This window comes from Arthrobacter sp. B0427-1-12, assembly GCF_059092905.1.
This window is the reverse complement of the sequence record NZ_JBNHIC010000013.1, coordinates 56422-70254: the sequence shown is the minus strand read 5'-3', so window position 1 is coordinate 70254 and position 13833 is coordinate 56422. Positions and strand designations below refer to the sequence as shown.

The 13833-nt window shown below is 65.3% G+C and carries 14 protein-coding genes; 4 read left to right on the top strand and 10 right to left on the bottom strand.

The window, feature by feature from the left end; translation table 11 throughout:
* Positions 1–69: 69 nt before the first annotated feature.
* Positions 70–1032, bottom strand: coding sequence for a tetratricopeptide repeat protein (locus tag AC5RWU_RS10305; RefSeq protein ID WP_494027858.1), 963 nt, complete (start codon positions 1030–1032; stop codon positions 70–72).
* Positions 1033–1041: 9 nt separating this feature from the next.
* Complete coding sequence (locus AC5RWU_RS10300) at positions 1042–2790, bottom strand: DUF8094 domain-containing protein (protein WP_494027859.1); 1749 nt, start codon at positions 2788–2790, stop codon at positions 1042–1044.
* Positions 2791–3091: 301 nt separating this feature from the next.
* On the opposite strand from AC5RWU_RS10300, the gene AC5RWU_RS10295 reads away from it, so the two are divergent.
* On the top strand, positions 3092–4408 hold the full coding sequence (locus AC5RWU_RS10295) for an AI-2E family transporter (protein ID WP_494027860.1): 1317 nt from the start codon (positions 3092–3094) through the stop codon (positions 4406–4408).
* 2 nt (positions 4409–4410) lie between these two features.
* Here the strand turns inward: AC5RWU_RS10295 and AC5RWU_RS10290 are convergent, their stop codons facing one another.
* Positions 4411–4779: an Rv1322 family protein gene (locus tag AC5RWU_RS10290; RefSeq protein WP_494027861.1), complete on the bottom strand. Its 369-nt coding sequence runs from the start codon at positions 4777–4779 to the stop codon at positions 4411–4413.
* Between the two features lie 95 nt (positions 4780–4874).
* Between AC5RWU_RS10290 and nucS the strand changes: the two genes are divergently transcribed.
* The 3 genes from nucS (at position 4875) to AC5RWU_RS10275 (ending at position 7379) form a co-directional block, all read left to right on the top strand.
* Positions 4875–5570: an endonuclease NucS gene (nucS, locus tag AC5RWU_RS10285; protein WP_494027862.1), complete on the top strand. Its 696-nt coding sequence runs from the start codon at positions 4875–4877 to the stop codon at positions 5568–5570.
* Between the two features lie 69 nt (positions 5571–5639).
* Positions 5640–6893 carry an N-acetylglucosamine-6-phosphate deacetylase gene (locus AC5RWU_RS10280; protein WP_494027863.1) on the top strand — a complete coding sequence of 418 codons (1254 nt, stop codon included), beginning with the start codon at positions 5640–5642 and terminating at the stop codon, positions 6891–6893.
* A 282-nt stretch (positions 6894–7175) separates the two neighbouring features.
* Positions 7176–7379 (top strand): cold-shock protein, encoded by a 204-nt coding sequence (locus tag AC5RWU_RS10275; RefSeq protein WP_494027864.1) that lies wholly within the window; start codon positions 7176–7178, stop codon positions 7377–7379.
* 84 nt (positions 7380–7463) lie between these two features.
* Here AC5RWU_RS10275 and AC5RWU_RS10270 read toward each other — a convergent pair whose 3' ends face one another.
* The 7 genes from AC5RWU_RS10270 to AC5RWU_RS10240 all read right to left on the bottom strand — a co-directional run bounded on the left by AC5RWU_RS10270 (position 7464) and on the right by AC5RWU_RS10240 (position 13820).
* Positions 7464–7895, bottom strand: a complete 432-nt coding sequence (locus tag AC5RWU_RS10270) for a DUF2550 domain-containing protein (RefSeq protein WP_494027865.1) — start codon at positions 7893–7895, stop codon at positions 7464–7466.
* Positions 7896–7906: 11 nt separating this feature from the next.
* Positions 7907–8194 carry a F0F1 ATP synthase subunit epsilon gene (locus AC5RWU_RS10265; protein ID WP_494027866.1) on the bottom strand — a complete coding sequence of 96 codons (288 nt, stop codon included), beginning with the start codon at positions 8192–8194 and terminating at the stop codon, positions 7907–7909.
* Positions 8195–8196: 2 nt separating this feature from the next.
* The gene (gene atpD / locus AC5RWU_RS10260; RefSeq protein ID WP_494027867.1) at positions 8197–9660 is read right to left on the bottom strand and encodes a F0F1 ATP synthase subunit beta; all 1464 of its coding nucleotides are present in this window, start codon (positions 9658–9660) and stop codon (positions 8197–8199) included.
* 72 nt (positions 9661–9732) lie between these two features.
* Positions 9733–10623, bottom strand: a complete 891-nt coding sequence (locus tag AC5RWU_RS10255) for a F0F1 ATP synthase subunit gamma (protein WP_494027868.1) — start codon at positions 10621–10623, stop codon at positions 9733–9735.
* 94 nt (positions 10624–10717) lie between these two features.
* Positions 10718–12355 carry a F0F1 ATP synthase subunit alpha gene (atpA, locus tag AC5RWU_RS10250; protein ID WP_494027869.1) on the bottom strand — a complete coding sequence of 546 codons (1638 nt, stop codon included), beginning with the start codon at positions 12353–12355 and terminating at the stop codon, positions 10718–10720.
* Between the two features lie 107 nt (positions 12356–12462).
* The gene (locus tag AC5RWU_RS10245; RefSeq protein ID WP_494027870.1) at positions 12463–13272 is read right to left on the bottom strand and encodes a F0F1 ATP synthase subunit delta; all 810 of its coding nucleotides are present in this window, start codon (positions 13270–13272) and stop codon (positions 12463–12465) included.
* Complete coding sequence (locus AC5RWU_RS10240) at positions 13272–13820, bottom strand: F0F1 ATP synthase subunit B (protein ID WP_494027871.1); 549 nt, start codon at positions 13818–13820, stop codon at positions 13272–13274. Before AC5RWU_RS10240 ends, AC5RWU_RS10245 begins: the two co-directional genes overlap by 1 nt.
* Positions 13821–13833 lie beyond the last annotated feature (13 nt).

Here is a 13833-nt window from a genome sequence, read left to right as displayed (position 1 = left end):
GCCGCGGCCTTCAACCGGATCATCCGAAAGGACGAAGTGTTCGGGCCCGGCCGGGCCCGCCTCCGCCTGTTAGAACAGGGCCCGTGCCAGCGCCGCGCGGGCCTTGACGACGCGTTCGTCCGAAGCGCCGACAACGTCGAACAACTCCACCAGGCGGGCACGTGCTGCTTCACGGTCCTCCCCCGCGGAGCGGCCGACGAATCCGACCAAGCGGGCGAAGGCATCCTCCACATGGCCGCCGACGGCGTCGAGGTCCGCCACTGCCAGCTGAGCCTGGAGGTTGTCCTGGTTTTCGGCTGCGTCGCGCCGCACCTGCGCTGAATCCATGCCCTCCACGCGCTGCATCAGCTCGACCTGTGCCAGCCCCGTCCTGGCTTCGGCATCCGCGGGCTGCTCTGCCAGCGCCTTCCGGTAGGCAGCCGCTGCGGTGGCATAGTCACCGGCTTCGATCGCGTCGAAAGCCTCCTGATGCAGCGGCGGGAGTGCGGTCTGTTCGTCGGCTGCGGCTCCGCCTGCGGACTCGTTCAAGGTGCCCGTGACACCATTGGCCTCGGCGACCTTCAGCAGTTCGTCGATGTACGCACGGACCTGCTCCTCCGGCAGCGACCCTTGGAACAAAGGAATCGGCTGGCCCTTGAGCACGGCCATCACGGTCGGGATGCTCTGCACCTGGAATGCCTGGGCGATCTGCGGGTTCGCATCGACGTCGATCTTGGCCAGCAGGATCCGGCCGCCGTAGTCCGCAGCGACCTTCTCCAGCACGGGGGTCAGCTGCTTGCACGGCTGGCACCATTCGGCCCACAGGTCGATGACCACGGGGACCTGCGCCGAAAGCTGGACAACCTGGCTGAAGGTCTGATCCGTAACGTCGAGGACATAGGTCCCCGCAGCACCGGCATCGGCCTCAGCGCCGGCCGCCGGGGCGGGGGCTGCCGGAGTGGCCGGACGGTTCTTCAGTGCAGAGAGATCAACTGCGCCCCGCAGGTTCATGGAGCCGGGCGTGGGGCCCGGCCGGGAATTAGCTGTGCTCATGGGACCACCCTACTTCAATGCGACATCGAGCAGATGCTGGGCAGCGCCCACAACCTGCACGGGATCCTGGCTGCCAGCCGGCGGCACATACAGCATCACGGACTCACCGAACGTGATGTCCACGCCGGTTGTGGTCGTGCTGGCCCCGGCCTGCAGCGCATAGTCTTCCTCCAGCGCAATAGTGGCTCCGGTCTGCGCCGGAACACCGGTCATGGTGTTCCGCAGGTGACCGAATACGATCGCTCCGCCATCCCCGGTCCGCAACGCCCGGGTCCGTGCGGCCTCCGGAACGTGGTTGAACGTAATGGTGGCGTTCGCATTCCCGGCCACCTCGTCCCGCTGGAACTGCGCAATCTGCTCAACGAAGGTATTGGGGGCAAGATTCTGCGCAAAGGGGTCCGCCGTATTGACCAGGACGGCGCCCACCCCGGCCACAGCGCCCTGCGGCGATACCTTCAGGCCTTCAGCGGAAGCCGGATCGATGCTGGTTGTTCCGGCCTCCTCGGGAGCCGGCAGCGGGAACGACGCGCCCGGTAGCATCTGGACCGCACCGGTGAGTTTGTAGTTTTCGCGCGGGCTGCCCTGCACCAGGGTGAGCCCCTGGGGAACCGGGTTCCCCTCCCCCTGGGTGACGGCGACGACGGTGCGCGGCCACGCCGGCGTGGAGGTAATGAACCGGGTCAGGACGGGAGCAGCCGCCACCGGCGCGGGCACGGCCGCGTCCGCATCCAGCGTCCGGACCTCGTAGTTCGCGGTGCGGAGAGCAAGCGCGGCACCGTCCACGCGGGGCGCCAGGGATCCCCCGTCACCGGAGGCATCGGCTGCCTGCACGGTGCTGGCCACGGAGTCCAGGATCCGCTGCAGCTGCTGCTCCAGCAGGACCGGGTACGCCTCCGCGTCCCCTTCCGGCGGCGCCGGAGTCCCGGCCGCGGAGGCGTCAGTAATACCCCAGGCGGACAACCCGACGGCGGAGGCCAGGGCCAGCGCGGTGAAACCCGCTGCCCCGCCGGGCCCGCCGTGGCCAGGCTTGGTGTCAGCCGGCTTCGGCCCGGCTGCCGGGGCGTCAGGCGCGGCGGCCGAAGGGCCAGCGGCGGAAGGGCCAGCGGCGGCGGGAGCAGAGCCGGCAGCGGCAGCCTCACCGGATCCGCTGGCCGGCGCCGGCCGGTTCCGGCCGCCGAACCTGTCCACGAAGAGCAGCGCCAGCCCGAAAATCGCCAGCAGCGCCCCGATGATGATCAGCGGAACAGCGAAAGGCGTGGTCTGGTCATTGGGCCAGGAGACGGAAACATCGGCCGGTGCCGGCCGGGTGCCGTCCGCAGCCAGGAGGATGGACCAATCGCCGGGAGCAGGTTCCTCCCAGCGGAACTGGGCCTGGCCGTCGGCGCTTTCCTCATGGACCCACAGGTCGCTTCCACTGGGATTGGGCACCTGCGCGGTGCCCTCGGTGAAGGCGGTGCGCAGCTGTCCGTCCCCGACGCTTTCGATGCTCAGGTGGGAGGCGTCCGCAACCCAGGCTTCGACGTCGTCAGCGCGGCCCAACGCCAGCATGAAGGTTCCTTCGCCGCGGACCGTAACCTCGACGTCGTCGGCCACCTCCCCGACCGCAGCGTCGATGACGGTGAGCGGCCCGGTTTCCGTACCGGCCGGGACGGTGGCGGTGAGGACCTCCGGCGGCGCCCAGAAAGTCCGCTGGCCTATCCCCAGAACGGTGAGGATCACGCCCAGCACGATCAGGGGAACTGCTATCTTCAAACGCACAAAAAATACCTATCTTCAGTCACTGCATGAACGCCGCTCATACATGTGCCCCCGGTGCCGGGCCGTCCGGGGCCGAACAGCCTCTTAAAAAGTCCCGTCAGGTGGTATAAGAAGACGGAACCATCTTTTATAACCCTATGGTAACGAACCGTGCAATCCGCGAGTTCAACCGGTGCGGGACGGCCGCTGCGGTACCACGGCGCCGGAACACCGCCGCTGGTACTGTGGCACGCAACGCCGGGCCGTACCGGCCGGACCGCGCACGGCGTGGCGGACCTTGGAGTAAGGCAGCGAGAAAAGCGTGACGAACGATCAGGACCACCCCATCGACAGGCCGCTGCCGGAGCCGCAGGAGCCGGGTCCCGACCAAGAACCGGAGCCGCGGCCGGAGCCTGGCCGGCAGCCGTCCGGCCGCCGGGGCTACCTCGAGTCCTTCAGGCGCCGGCTGCGCCAGCCGATTCCCGGTGCGCAGCGCCGGCCGCGGTTCGAGATCCCTCCCGAGGCAGAGGTGGACCCCGCCACCGATCCCGATGTCAAGCTCGGTGACGAGCGGCTGAAGTTCAGCCGGCCGACGGTGCAGACGGCAGCCCGCCACCCCATCCATTTTGGCTTCATGGCCACCGTCGGCGTCGGCTTCGCCCTGCTGGCCTACTCCATCCTGGCCAGCGTGAACCAACTGCTGATCTGGATTGCCGCAGCGCTGTTCATCGCCCTGGGGCTGGATCCAATCGTCCGGTTCCTGGAAAAGCAGCGCGTGCCGCGTCCGATCGGCGTGACGGCGGCGCTGCTGGTGCTCGCGGGCCTGGTCGCTGCCTTCTTCGCCACGTTGATTCCGACCATCGTGAACCAGACAACCCAGCTCGTGGAGCGGGCCCCGGGCTTCGTCACCGACTTCCTGAACTCGGAATTCTTCCTGAGGGTCGACGAACAGTTCCAGATCCGGGACCGCGTCACCGAAGAGGTCAACAGGTTCTTTGCCGATTCCGAAGCGGTGGGCGGCATCTTCGGCGGGGTCCTAGGCGTCGGAAGCGTCATTGTCAACAGCCTCTTCGGCGTCCTGATCGTGCTGGTGCTGACCCTTTACTTCCTGGCGTCGCTGCCGGCCATGAAGCGGTGGGCCTACCGCCTGGCACCGCGGTCACGCCGCAAGCGGGTGGAGCTGCTCTCCGAGGAAATCACCCGCAGCGTCGGCAACTACGTGATCGGTCAGGCCTGCGTCGCGCTGCTGAATGCCACCGTTGCCTTTATCTTCATGACTATCGCCCGTGTCCCGTTCTCGGTCCTGCTGGCGTTCGTGGTCGCCCTGCTGGCCTTTATTCCGCTGGTGGGAGCAATGATTGCAGGCGTGCTGGTCTCCGTCATTGCCCTCACTGCCGGCTGGCAGACCGCTGCGCTGTTCGCGATCATGTACTTCGCCTATCTGCAGTTCGAGGCGTATTTCGTCTCGCCCCGTATTATGCAGCGCGCCGTCGCCGTCCCGGGTTCGGTGGCCGTAATTGCCGTCATCGCCGGCGGTACGCTCCTGGGCGTCCTCGGCGCCCTCATGGCCATCCCGGCTGCCGCGGCCTGCATGCTGCTGCTGAAGGAGGTTTTCATCGCCCGGCAGGACCGCCTGTAGCGCTAGCCGCGGTACCGGTACGTGCGGGTACGCCAGCAATTCGTGTGCCAGTGGCGGCGGTCCGCCACCGCTGCTTCGGCGCCGAACAGCGAGTCCTCCTGCCAGACCACCAGATGCTCGATGCCGGGCAGGATCGCCCGGCTGCAGCCGGGACAGCGGTATTCCTTGGCGGCATTCCGTGCCGTAATCCGGCGGACGGCCCACTCGCCGTCGGGCGCGCTTTCACGGGTCGGAAATCCGGCCCGGGCCCGCTCCAGGTCCAGTTCGGGCGCTTCGCCGTACTTGCCCGCCCCGCCGCGCCCCTGCCCGCCGCGCCCCGACCTGCGGCCGCCGGCAGACGGACTGCGGCGGGGTCGGTTGGAGCGGGGCATGTCCCCATTCTGCCTGAATCCGATCCCGTCTCCGTAAACGCCTGGGTAAAGGCAAGGACCCGCCCGCTGCCTGCAAGCGGGTAAAGTGTCCAACTGTGCGTTTAGTAATTGCCCGCTGCTCCGTTGACTATATTGGCCGCCTCCGTGCCCATCTTCCCCTGGCCACGCGCCTGCTGATGGTCAAGGCGGATGGCTCGGTGCTGATCCATTCCGACGGCGGCTCCTACAAACCGCTGAACTGGATGAGTCCGCCGGCCTCGCTGCGGGTGGTCGAGCCGGAGGAGGCCCATGCCGCCGAGGGCGTCATCGAAACGTGGAATGTGCAGCATGCCAAGAGCGACGACCGCCTGGTGATCAACATCCATGAACGGCTGCACGACACCTCCCATGAACTGGGCGTCGATCCCGGGCTGATCAAGGACGGGGTCGAAGCGGACCTGCAGCGGCTGCTCGCCGAGCAGATCACCGTGCTGGGCGAGGGCTACACGTTGATCCGGCGCGAGTACATGACCGCGATCGGCCCGGTGGACATTCTGGCGCGGGACCCGCAGGGCGGCACGGTCGCCATCGAGCTCAAGCGCCGCGGTGACATCGACGGCGTCGAGCAGCTCACGCGCTATCTGGACCTTTTGAACCGGGACCCGCTGATGGCCCCGGTGCGCGGGATCTTCGCTGCGCAGCAGATCAAGCCGCAGGCCCGCGTGCTGGCTACTGACCGCGGCATCGACTGCCTGACGCTGGATTACGACGCAATGCGCGGCGTGGACGACAGCGCTTCCCGGCTCTTCTAGTCCTGCTCTGGTTCTGATGCGCAGGCGGGAGCCGGTGTGGCGATCCGGCCGGCCACATAGAATCGTGCTATGACGCACATCGGCGGTCCCAGCAGGTTTCCATCCGGCCCGGCTCCATCCCGGCAGTTCATCACCGGCTGCATCATTTCGGACGGCAGAACCATCGACGACGGCCTCGTCGCCTACGAGGACGGCAGGATCGCCTATGCCGGACCGGCCCAGGATTTCGACGACGCGGGCTGGACGCGGGGACGCGAACTCTCCGCCGGCTCCCTGCTGCTGCCCGGCCTGGTCGATGTCCACTGCCACGGCGGCTTCGGCGGCGACTTCCCGTCCGGAGACGAACAGTCGGCGCGCAAGGCGGTGGATTTTCTTCACCGGATGGGCACCACAACCCTGCTGGCGAGCACCGTCACCGCCGCCCGCGAAGACCTGCTCACGGCGTTTTCCACGTTGGCCGGGCTCGCCCACGAGGGCCTGATCGCCGGGATCCACGCCGAGGGGCCCTTCCTGTCCCATGCGCGCCGCGGCTCGCAGGACCCACGGTTCGTGGCCACCCCGGACCTCGATTTCGCGCTCGAGTTGATCGAAGCCGCGGAGGGCAAGCTCATCACTATGACCTATGCCCCGGAGCTGCAGGGCTCGGATGCGCTCATCGACCTGCTGACGACCCACGGCGTGACGCCATCGGTGGGGCACACTGACTGCGATGCAGCCACCGCTGCCGCATCACTGGCCCGCGCCCGGGAGGAACTCGGTTCGGGCGGATTCGACGGCTACAGCGAACGCCCCACCGTGACCCATCTGTTCAACGGCATGCGTCCCTTCCACCACCGCTCGCCGGGACCCGCGATGGCCTGCCTGCTGGCAGCAGCGGCGGGAAACGCCGTCGTCGAACTCATTGCGGATGGCGTGCATCTTGACCCGCAGACCGTCCTCGGAGTCTTCGAACTGGTCGGTGCCCAGAACATAGCGCTGGTCACGGATTCCATGGCCGCCTCCGGCCTGCAGGACGGCACCTATCCACTGGGGCCCGGCACGGTCACCGTGGACGGCGGAGTGGCACGGCTGGGCGCCAACGGTGAACTCGCCGGCGGGACGGCCAGCATGCTCGACGTCGTCCGCGAAGCCGTCGCCGCCGGGGTCAGCATCGAGGACGCCGTCACCTCCGCCACGGACGTACCCGCCAACATCCTCGGCCTGGCCGACGAGGTCGGCAGCCTGCACCTTGGCTTCAGCGCCGACGTCGTCGTCGCCACCCCCGATTTGCGGCTGGAGGCGGTGCTTCGCAATGGACAGTGGCTGGCGCCGATCGGAGGCTAAATCTGTTCCGATCCGGCAGGCAGGGGAACAATTTCGACGTTCACGCAAACTTCTTGTTAACAAACAGTCCAACTGCCGAAAACTTCATTGACCTGCCCGGGGCCGTGTGATTTGCTTGTCTCAGTCTTTGTGTACGTGGTTTTCATGCTCGCAAGACGGGGTTGCGAGCGTGGAGCTCCGACAATGGCGGCCGTGCCGTCACTGCGGATTCTCCCGTGTAGTAACTAAGAACAGTACGAGGTGTGCTGGTCTTAACGCAGTTGAATTATGAGGAGAATGTAAATGGCACAGGGAACCGTCAAGTGGTTCAACGCTGAAAAGGGTTTCGGCTTCATCACCCCGGATGATGCGGAGGGTGACGTTTTTGTCCACTACTCGGAGATCCAGGTCGGCGGCTTCAAGACCCTGGATGAGAACCAGCGCGTTCAGTTCGAAATCGGCCAGGGCGCCAAGGGTCCCCAGGCGACGGGCGTAACGCTTCTCTAGGGTTCGACCCAACTGCAAATGCGGGCCGCGGCAACTGCCGCGGCCCGCATTTCGCGTTTCCCGTGCTTTCCAGTCCGCAGGGACTTATCGCCAGGTGCCGATTCCGATGACCGGTCCAGCTTCCAGCCACGACGACAGCCCGGCGTAAACGTCGAATTTCATGGCCAGCAGCAATTCACAGCCCTCATGTTCCAGCATGACCACAATGGCGCCGGGCTGGATTCGCGCTTTCTCCGTCTCCGTGGGCTGCCGCCAGCCCTTGAGCACGAGGGAGCTTCTGAGGAAGCGGTACCGCGGGCGGGGACTGAGCGACATCATCCGAAGCCACTCGAGGTGCTTGTCCTCATAACGACAAACCCCCATCCGCCAACTGCCGGGCAGCAGGCAAATGGAGGCGTCGAACGTGCCCAGGGCGCGCCGCAGCTGGAAGCGGCGCACCCAGAAGGCAAGCAGTGTCAGGACCAGCAGCAGGAAGACAGCTGCCAAGATGATGAACGGAACACCGAAATCGTTCATCTCAGGTGGCGTTAGCGTGACCCTGCCGTTGCCGAGTCGATTATCTGGGCGTTGTCCGCCACGATAACTACTCGGTTGCTGTCCACGGAGAAGAAGCCGCCGTCAACAGCAACAGCAATCCGATCGCCGGAAACCGGCTGAATGACAAGCTCGCCCTCGGCCAGGATCGCCAGCACCGGAGCGTGCTCCGGCAGGATGCCGATCTCGCCGTCACTGGTCCGTGCCTTGACCATGGTCGCCGCACCGGACCACACGAAGTGGTCCGCTGCAACGAGCTCTACTTCAAGTTCGGCTGCCATGCTTACTTACCGGTCTGCTCTTGGATCTTGGCCCAGTTGCGCTCGACATCGTCGAGGCCGCCGACGTTGAAGAACGCCTGCTCCGCAATGTGGTCCAGTTCGCCGTCGCAGATCGCCTTGAAGCCCTCGACGGTGTCCTTGATGGAAACCGTCGAGCCCTCGACACCGGTGAACTGCTTGGCAGTGTAGGTGTTCTGGGACAGGAACTGCTGGATACGGCGGGCCCGCGAGACGACGATCTTGTCCTCTTCGGAGAGTTCGTCGACGCCGAGGATCGCGATGATGTCCTGGAGTTCCTTGTTCTTCTGCAGGATCTGCTTCACGCGGACTGCCGTGTCGTAGTGGTCCCGGCCGATGTACTGCGGATCGAGGATACGCGAGGTGGAGGTCAGCGGGTCCACGGCGGGGTACAGGCCGCGGGACGCAATTTCACGGGAAAGTTCCGTGGTCGCGTCCAGGTGCGCGAAGGTGGTGGCCGGCGCCGGGTCGGTGTAGTCGTCGGCAGGGACGTAGATGGCCTGCATGGACGTGATGGAGTGGCCCTTGGTGGAGGTAATGCGCTCCTGGAGCACGCCCATCTCGTCGGCAAGGTTCGGCTGGTAGCCCACTGCGGACGGCATGCGGCCCAGCAGCGTGGAGACCTCGGAACCGGCCTGGGTGAAGCGGAAGATATTGTCGATGAAGAGCAGCACGTCCTGCTTCTGCACATCGCGGAAGTACTCCGCCATGGTCAGGCCGGTCAGGGCCACGCGCAGACGCGTTCCCGGCGGCTCATCCATCTGGCCGAAGACAAGGGCGGTGTCCTTCAGGACGCCGGCCTCTTCCATTTCGACCCAGAGATCGTTTCCTTCACGGGTACGCTCGCCAACACCGGCGAACACGGAGGTGCCACCGAAGTTGCGGGCCACACGGGTGATCATTTCCTGGATCAGAACGGTCTTGCCCACGCCGGCGCCGCCGAACAGGCCGATCTTTCCACCCTTGATGTACGGGGTGAGGAGGTCGATGACCTTGATGCCCGTCTCCATCATTTCGGTGGAGCCTTCGAGCTGCGCGAAGCTAGGAGCCTTGCGATGGATCGGCCAGCGCTCGGTGATCTCCAGCGCGGACTCCTCCACGTCCAGCGGCTTGCCGAGCACGTTGAAGATATGGCCCTTGACCACGTCGCCAACGGGAACAGAGATGGGTGATCCGGTGTCCTGAACGGTGGTACCGCGGACCAGGCCGTCGGTTGCCTGCAGGGAGATGGCACGGACGAGGTTGTCACCCAGGTGCTGGGAGGTCTCGAACGTGATGGTGCGGGTCTCACCGTTGAGCGTTACCTCGGTGGTGAGGGCGTTGTACATGTTGGGAATTGCGTCAGCCGGGAATTCGACGTCGACAACCGGGCCGATGACACGGGCGATACGGCCGGTGGCGCCGGGAATGGCTGCAACAGATCCCTGCTCGTTCAGTTGGGCAGTCATCTCTCTCACTTCATTCAGTAGATGGCGTGGGGTTAAGTTTATCTGGTTTCCGGAGGCTCTTGCCGCGGACGGCTAGGCGCTGAGGGCGTCCGCGCCGGCCACGATCTCGGTGAGCTCCTGGGTGATTTCCGCCTGCCGGGCCGTGTTGCGAAGCCGGGTGTACTTCTTGATCAGCTCGGTGGCGTTGTCGCCGGCGGACTTCATCGCCCGCTGGCGGGCAGCGAGTTCGCTGGCGGCGGACTGCAGCAGAGCAGCGAAAATGCGCGACTCGATGTAGCGAGGCAGCAGGGCGTCCAGCACCGCCTCCGGTTCCGGCTCATACTCGTAGAGCGGCAGCAGGTCGGTTTCCTGCGTGACCTGTTCCTCTACAACCTCCAGCGGCAGCAGGCGGATGACCGTGGGCTCCTGCGTGACCATCGACTTGAAGCGGGTATAGACAACGTGGATCTCATCCACGCCACCCTCTTCATAGGCGGTGCTGAAGTCCTCCAGCAGTACGTTGCCGATTTCCTTGGCCGTGGCGAACTCCGGAGCATCCGTCCCGCCGGTCCATACCTGCTGGTACTCCAGGTTGCGGAAGTCGAAGTAGGCCTGGGCCTTCCGGCCGACCAGATAGAACTTGACCTCTTTGCCCTCCTCGCGGAGGAGTTCAACCAACTGCGTGGCCTGCTTCAGGACGCTGGCCGAATACGAGCCGGCAAGGCCGCGGTCCGACGTCATAATCAGCACTGCGGAGCGGCGGATCGACTCCGGCTCGGTGGTCAGCGGGTGGTCGATCTCAGACTGCGATGAAACAGCAGAAACGGCACGGGTAATCGCATTGGCATAGGGCTGGGATGCCGCAACGCGGGCCCGCGCCTTACCAATGCGAGAGGTAGCGATCAGTTCCATCGCCTTGAAGATCTTGCGCATCGACGAGGTCGAATTGATCTTCTGGCGGTAGACCCGAATCTGGGCTCCCATACGTTATTTTCCCTTCAGTGTCCGGTAGAGCACTTATGTGTCCCAACAGGCATCCGGGGCCGGCCTGCGGCTGGCCCCGGATGCAGCAGGAGCATCAGCGCCGCTGCTTGACGATCTTTTCCTGGTCGACAGCTTCCCCGGGCAGAGCCTCGTGCTCCTCGTGGCCGGCGCCCACCAGTCGGTTGTCGCCCTGGCCAAAGAAGCCCCTCTTGAAGTCCACGATGGCGGTCTTGAGCTCGCCCACCGTAGAGTCTTCCAGCAGGTTCGTCTGGGCAATGGTGGTCAGGACCGGCGAGGTGTGGCGAAGATGCTCAAGGAACTCGCGCTCGAAGCGGCTGATGTCCTCGACCGGGACGTCATCCAGGTAGCCGTTGGTGCCGGCCCAGATCGACACGACCTGGTCCTCGACCGGGTACGGCGTGTACTGGCCCTGCTTGAGCAGCTCCATCAGGCGGGCACCGCGGGTCAGCTGCTGGCGGGACGCAGCATCCAGGTCGGATGCGAACATCGCGAAGGCCTGCATATCCCGGTACTGGGCCAGGTCCAGCTTCAAAGTACCCGAGACCTTCTTCATGGCCTTGACCTGTGCCGCACCGCCGACGCGGGACACGGATACGCCGACGTCGACGGCCGGACGCTGGTTGGCGTTGAAGAGGTCCGACTGCAGGAAGATCTGACCGTCGGTAATCGAGATCACGTTGGTCGGAATGTACGCGGACACGTCGTTGGCCTTGGTTTCGATGATCGGCAGGCCGGTCATCGAGCCGGCACCCAGCTCGTCCGAGAGCTTGGCGCAGCGCTCCAGCAGGCGGGAGTGCAGGTAGAACACGTCGCCCGGGTACGCTTCACGTCCCGGCGGACGGCGCAGCAGCAGGGACACGGCGCGGTAGGCTTCGGCCTGCTTGGACAGGTCATCGAAGATGATCAGGACATGCTTGCCGCCGTACATCCAGTGCTGGCCGATGGCCGAACCGGCGTACGGTGCCAGGTACTTGAAGCCGGCCGGATCGGACGCGGGTGAAGCGACGATGGTGGTGTATTCCAGGGCCCCGCGATCTTCGAGGGTCTGGCGGACCGCAGCGATGGTGGAGGCCTTCTGGCCGACTGCAACATAGATGCAGCGCACCTGCTTGTTGACGTCACCGGATTCCCAGTTGGCCTTCTGGTTCAGGATGGCATCGACGGCGATAGCGGTCTTGCCGGTCTGGCGGTCACCGATGATCAGCTGGCGCTGGCCGCGGCCGATCGGGATCATCGCGTCAATGGACTTCAGGCCGGTCTGCAGCGGCTCGTGCACCGACTTACGCTGGGTAACACCGGGGGCCTGGAGTTCCAGCGCACGGCGTCCCTCGGGCACAATCTCGCCCAGGTCATCGATCGGCTGGCCCAGCGGGTCGACAACGCGGCCCAGGAAGGCATCGCCAACAGGGACGGACAGGATCTCACCGGTGCGGTGAACTTCCTGGCCTTCTTCAATGCCGGTGAACTCACCGAGGACGACGACACCGATCTCGCGGGTATCGAGGTTCTGGGCAAGGCCCAGCGTTCCATCCTCAAAGCGCAGCAATTCATTAGCCATAACCGAGGGAAGCCCCTCGACACGGGCAATACCGTCACTGGCGGCGGTCACACGACCAACTTCGACGCGCTCGGCTTTTCCGGGCTCGTAGGACGCCGCGAACTCGTTCAGCGCATTACGGACGTCGTTGGCGTTGATGGTCAATTCGGCCATCTGCAGTCCCTGCTCTCCTAAGTTGTGATCATCGAAGGTTCCGATGACCGGGGTGTAATTCAGTCTGTATAAAGCCGGCGATCCAGCCGTCCCCGGGAGGGTAACGGCTAGACCGCGAGCTTCCGGCGGAGTTCGGACAGGCGGGTGACCACGGAGGAATCGACAACCTCGTCCCCGACCTGGACCCGGATGCCACCGATGAGTGATGGGTCGACGTTGAAACTGATCTTGAGGTCGCGGCCATAGAGCCGGTTGAGCCCCGCCTGCAGGCGATCGATCTGCGCGCTGGTCAGCGGACGGGTGACGCTGACCTTTGCGATCCATCGCTGCTGGCGCTCGGCAACCAGCTCCGCGAAGCGTTCAATCAGTGCCGTCGGCCGCAGTCCGCGCGGCTGGGCCACAGCCTGGCGGATCAGCGCCTGCGCCTCCTCGGAGGCGTTCGGAACCAGCTTGAGCGCCAGCTCCGTCTTGGCGGCAACGCTTGCCTGCGGTTCTACCAGGGCACGCTGAAGTTCGTGGTTCCCCTCAACGATGCGGGTGAACTTGAAGAGATCATTTTCCAGCTCTTCGAGCTCAGCCCGGCCCCGGTTCTCGGCGACCGCGATGGCAACAGTGGCAGCCAGCGACTCCAGGGCGTCACCGAGATCGCGCGGTGATGCCCAGCGGGAGGAGGCCAGACCGGCGGCAATGGCTTCGGCATCCGACGAAACCTTCCCACCGACCAGCTGCGACAGCAGCGCAGCCTTGTCCTTGCCTTCTCGAGCCGGGTCAGTCAGGGCGCGGCGGAGGCCCGCGGAGCTGTCCAGCGTGCCCAGGATTCCAAAGAGGTCCTCAGCCAGGGGCAGCGAGGCGAAGGGAAGCTTTGCTTCGAGCTCCAGCCGCGCCGCTGTCAAAGACTCGCTCGATACACCTGCCATTACTTCGCAGCACCTGCGCTCTGTGACTCAAGGTCAGCCAGGAAACGATCCACCACGCGGGCCGCACGTGCATCATCGGAGAGGGCTTCGCCAACGATCCGGCTGGCAAGGCTGGTGGCCAGGGTGCCGACCTCGGACCGCAGCGACGCAACAGCCGCCTGACGCTCCGCTTCGATCTGGACATGGGCCTGCTCGGTGATGCGTGCCGACTCGGCGGCAGCCTTCGCCTTCAGATCCGCCAGGATCTGGGCACCTTCGGCACGCGCTTCCTCACGGATGCGGTTTGCCTCGGCGCGCGCGTCGACCAGCTGCTGCTTGTACTCTTCCAGCGCCGCCGTGGCCTCGGCCTGCGCGGCCTCCGCCTTGGCAATGCCGCCTTCGATGGCTTCCGAACGCTCCTGGAAGGTCTTCTCGAACGCCGGGGAAACCTTCTTCATAATGATGAAGAGAAGGATGGCGAAGCCGATCAGCGTTACCAGGATCTCCCACGGGTTGGGAATCAGGGGGTTGGCCCCTTCGGTGGCGGCGAGGATTGCTACGTTGTTCATATCTCACCCGTCC

Excerpts from the sequence above, each read along its gene's own strand:
- AC5RWU_RS10305 (WP_494027858.1), bottom strand. The coding sequence starts at position 1,032 with ATGAGCACAGCTAATTCCCGGCCGGGCCCCACGCCCGGCTCCATGAAC.
- AC5RWU_RS10290 (WP_494027861.1), bottom strand. The coding sequence starts at position 4,779 with ATGCCCCGCTCCAACCGACCCCGCCGCAGTCCGTCTGCCGGCGGCCGC.
- AC5RWU_RS10280 (WP_494027863.1), top strand. The coding sequence starts at position 5,640 with ATGACGCACATCGGCGGTCCCAGCAGGTTTCCATCCGGCCCGGCTCCA.
- AC5RWU_RS10275 (WP_494027864.1), top strand. The coding sequence starts at position 7,176 with ATGGCACAGGGAACCGTCAAGTGGTTCAACGCTGAAAAGGGTTTCGGC.
- AC5RWU_RS10270 (WP_494027865.1), bottom strand. The coding sequence starts at position 7,895 with ATGAACGATTTCGGTGTTCCGTTCATCATCTTGGCAGCTGTCTTCCTG.
- AC5RWU_RS10265 (WP_494027866.1), bottom strand. The coding sequence starts at position 8,194 with ATGGCAGCCGAACTTGAAGTAGAGCTCGTTGCAGCGGACCACTTCGTG.
- atpD (WP_494027867.1), bottom strand. The coding sequence starts at position 9,660 with ATGACTGCCCAACTGAACGAGCAGGGATCTGTTGCAGCCATTCCCGGC.
- AC5RWU_RS10255 (WP_494027868.1), bottom strand. The coding sequence starts at position 10,623 with ATGGGAGCCCAGATTCGGGTCTACCGCCAGAAGATCAATTCGACCTCG.
- atpA (WP_494027869.1), bottom strand. The coding sequence starts at position 12,355 with ATGGCCGAATTGACCATCAACGCCAACGACGTCCGTAATGCGCTGAAC.
- AC5RWU_RS10245 (WP_494027870.1), bottom strand. The coding sequence starts at position 13,272 with ATGGCAGGTGTATCGAGCGAGTCTTTGACAGCGGCGCGGCTGGAGCTC.
- AC5RWU_RS10240 (WP_494027871.1), bottom strand. The coding sequence starts at position 13,820 with ATGAACAACGTAGCAATCCTCGCCGCCACCGAAGGGGCCAACCCCCTG.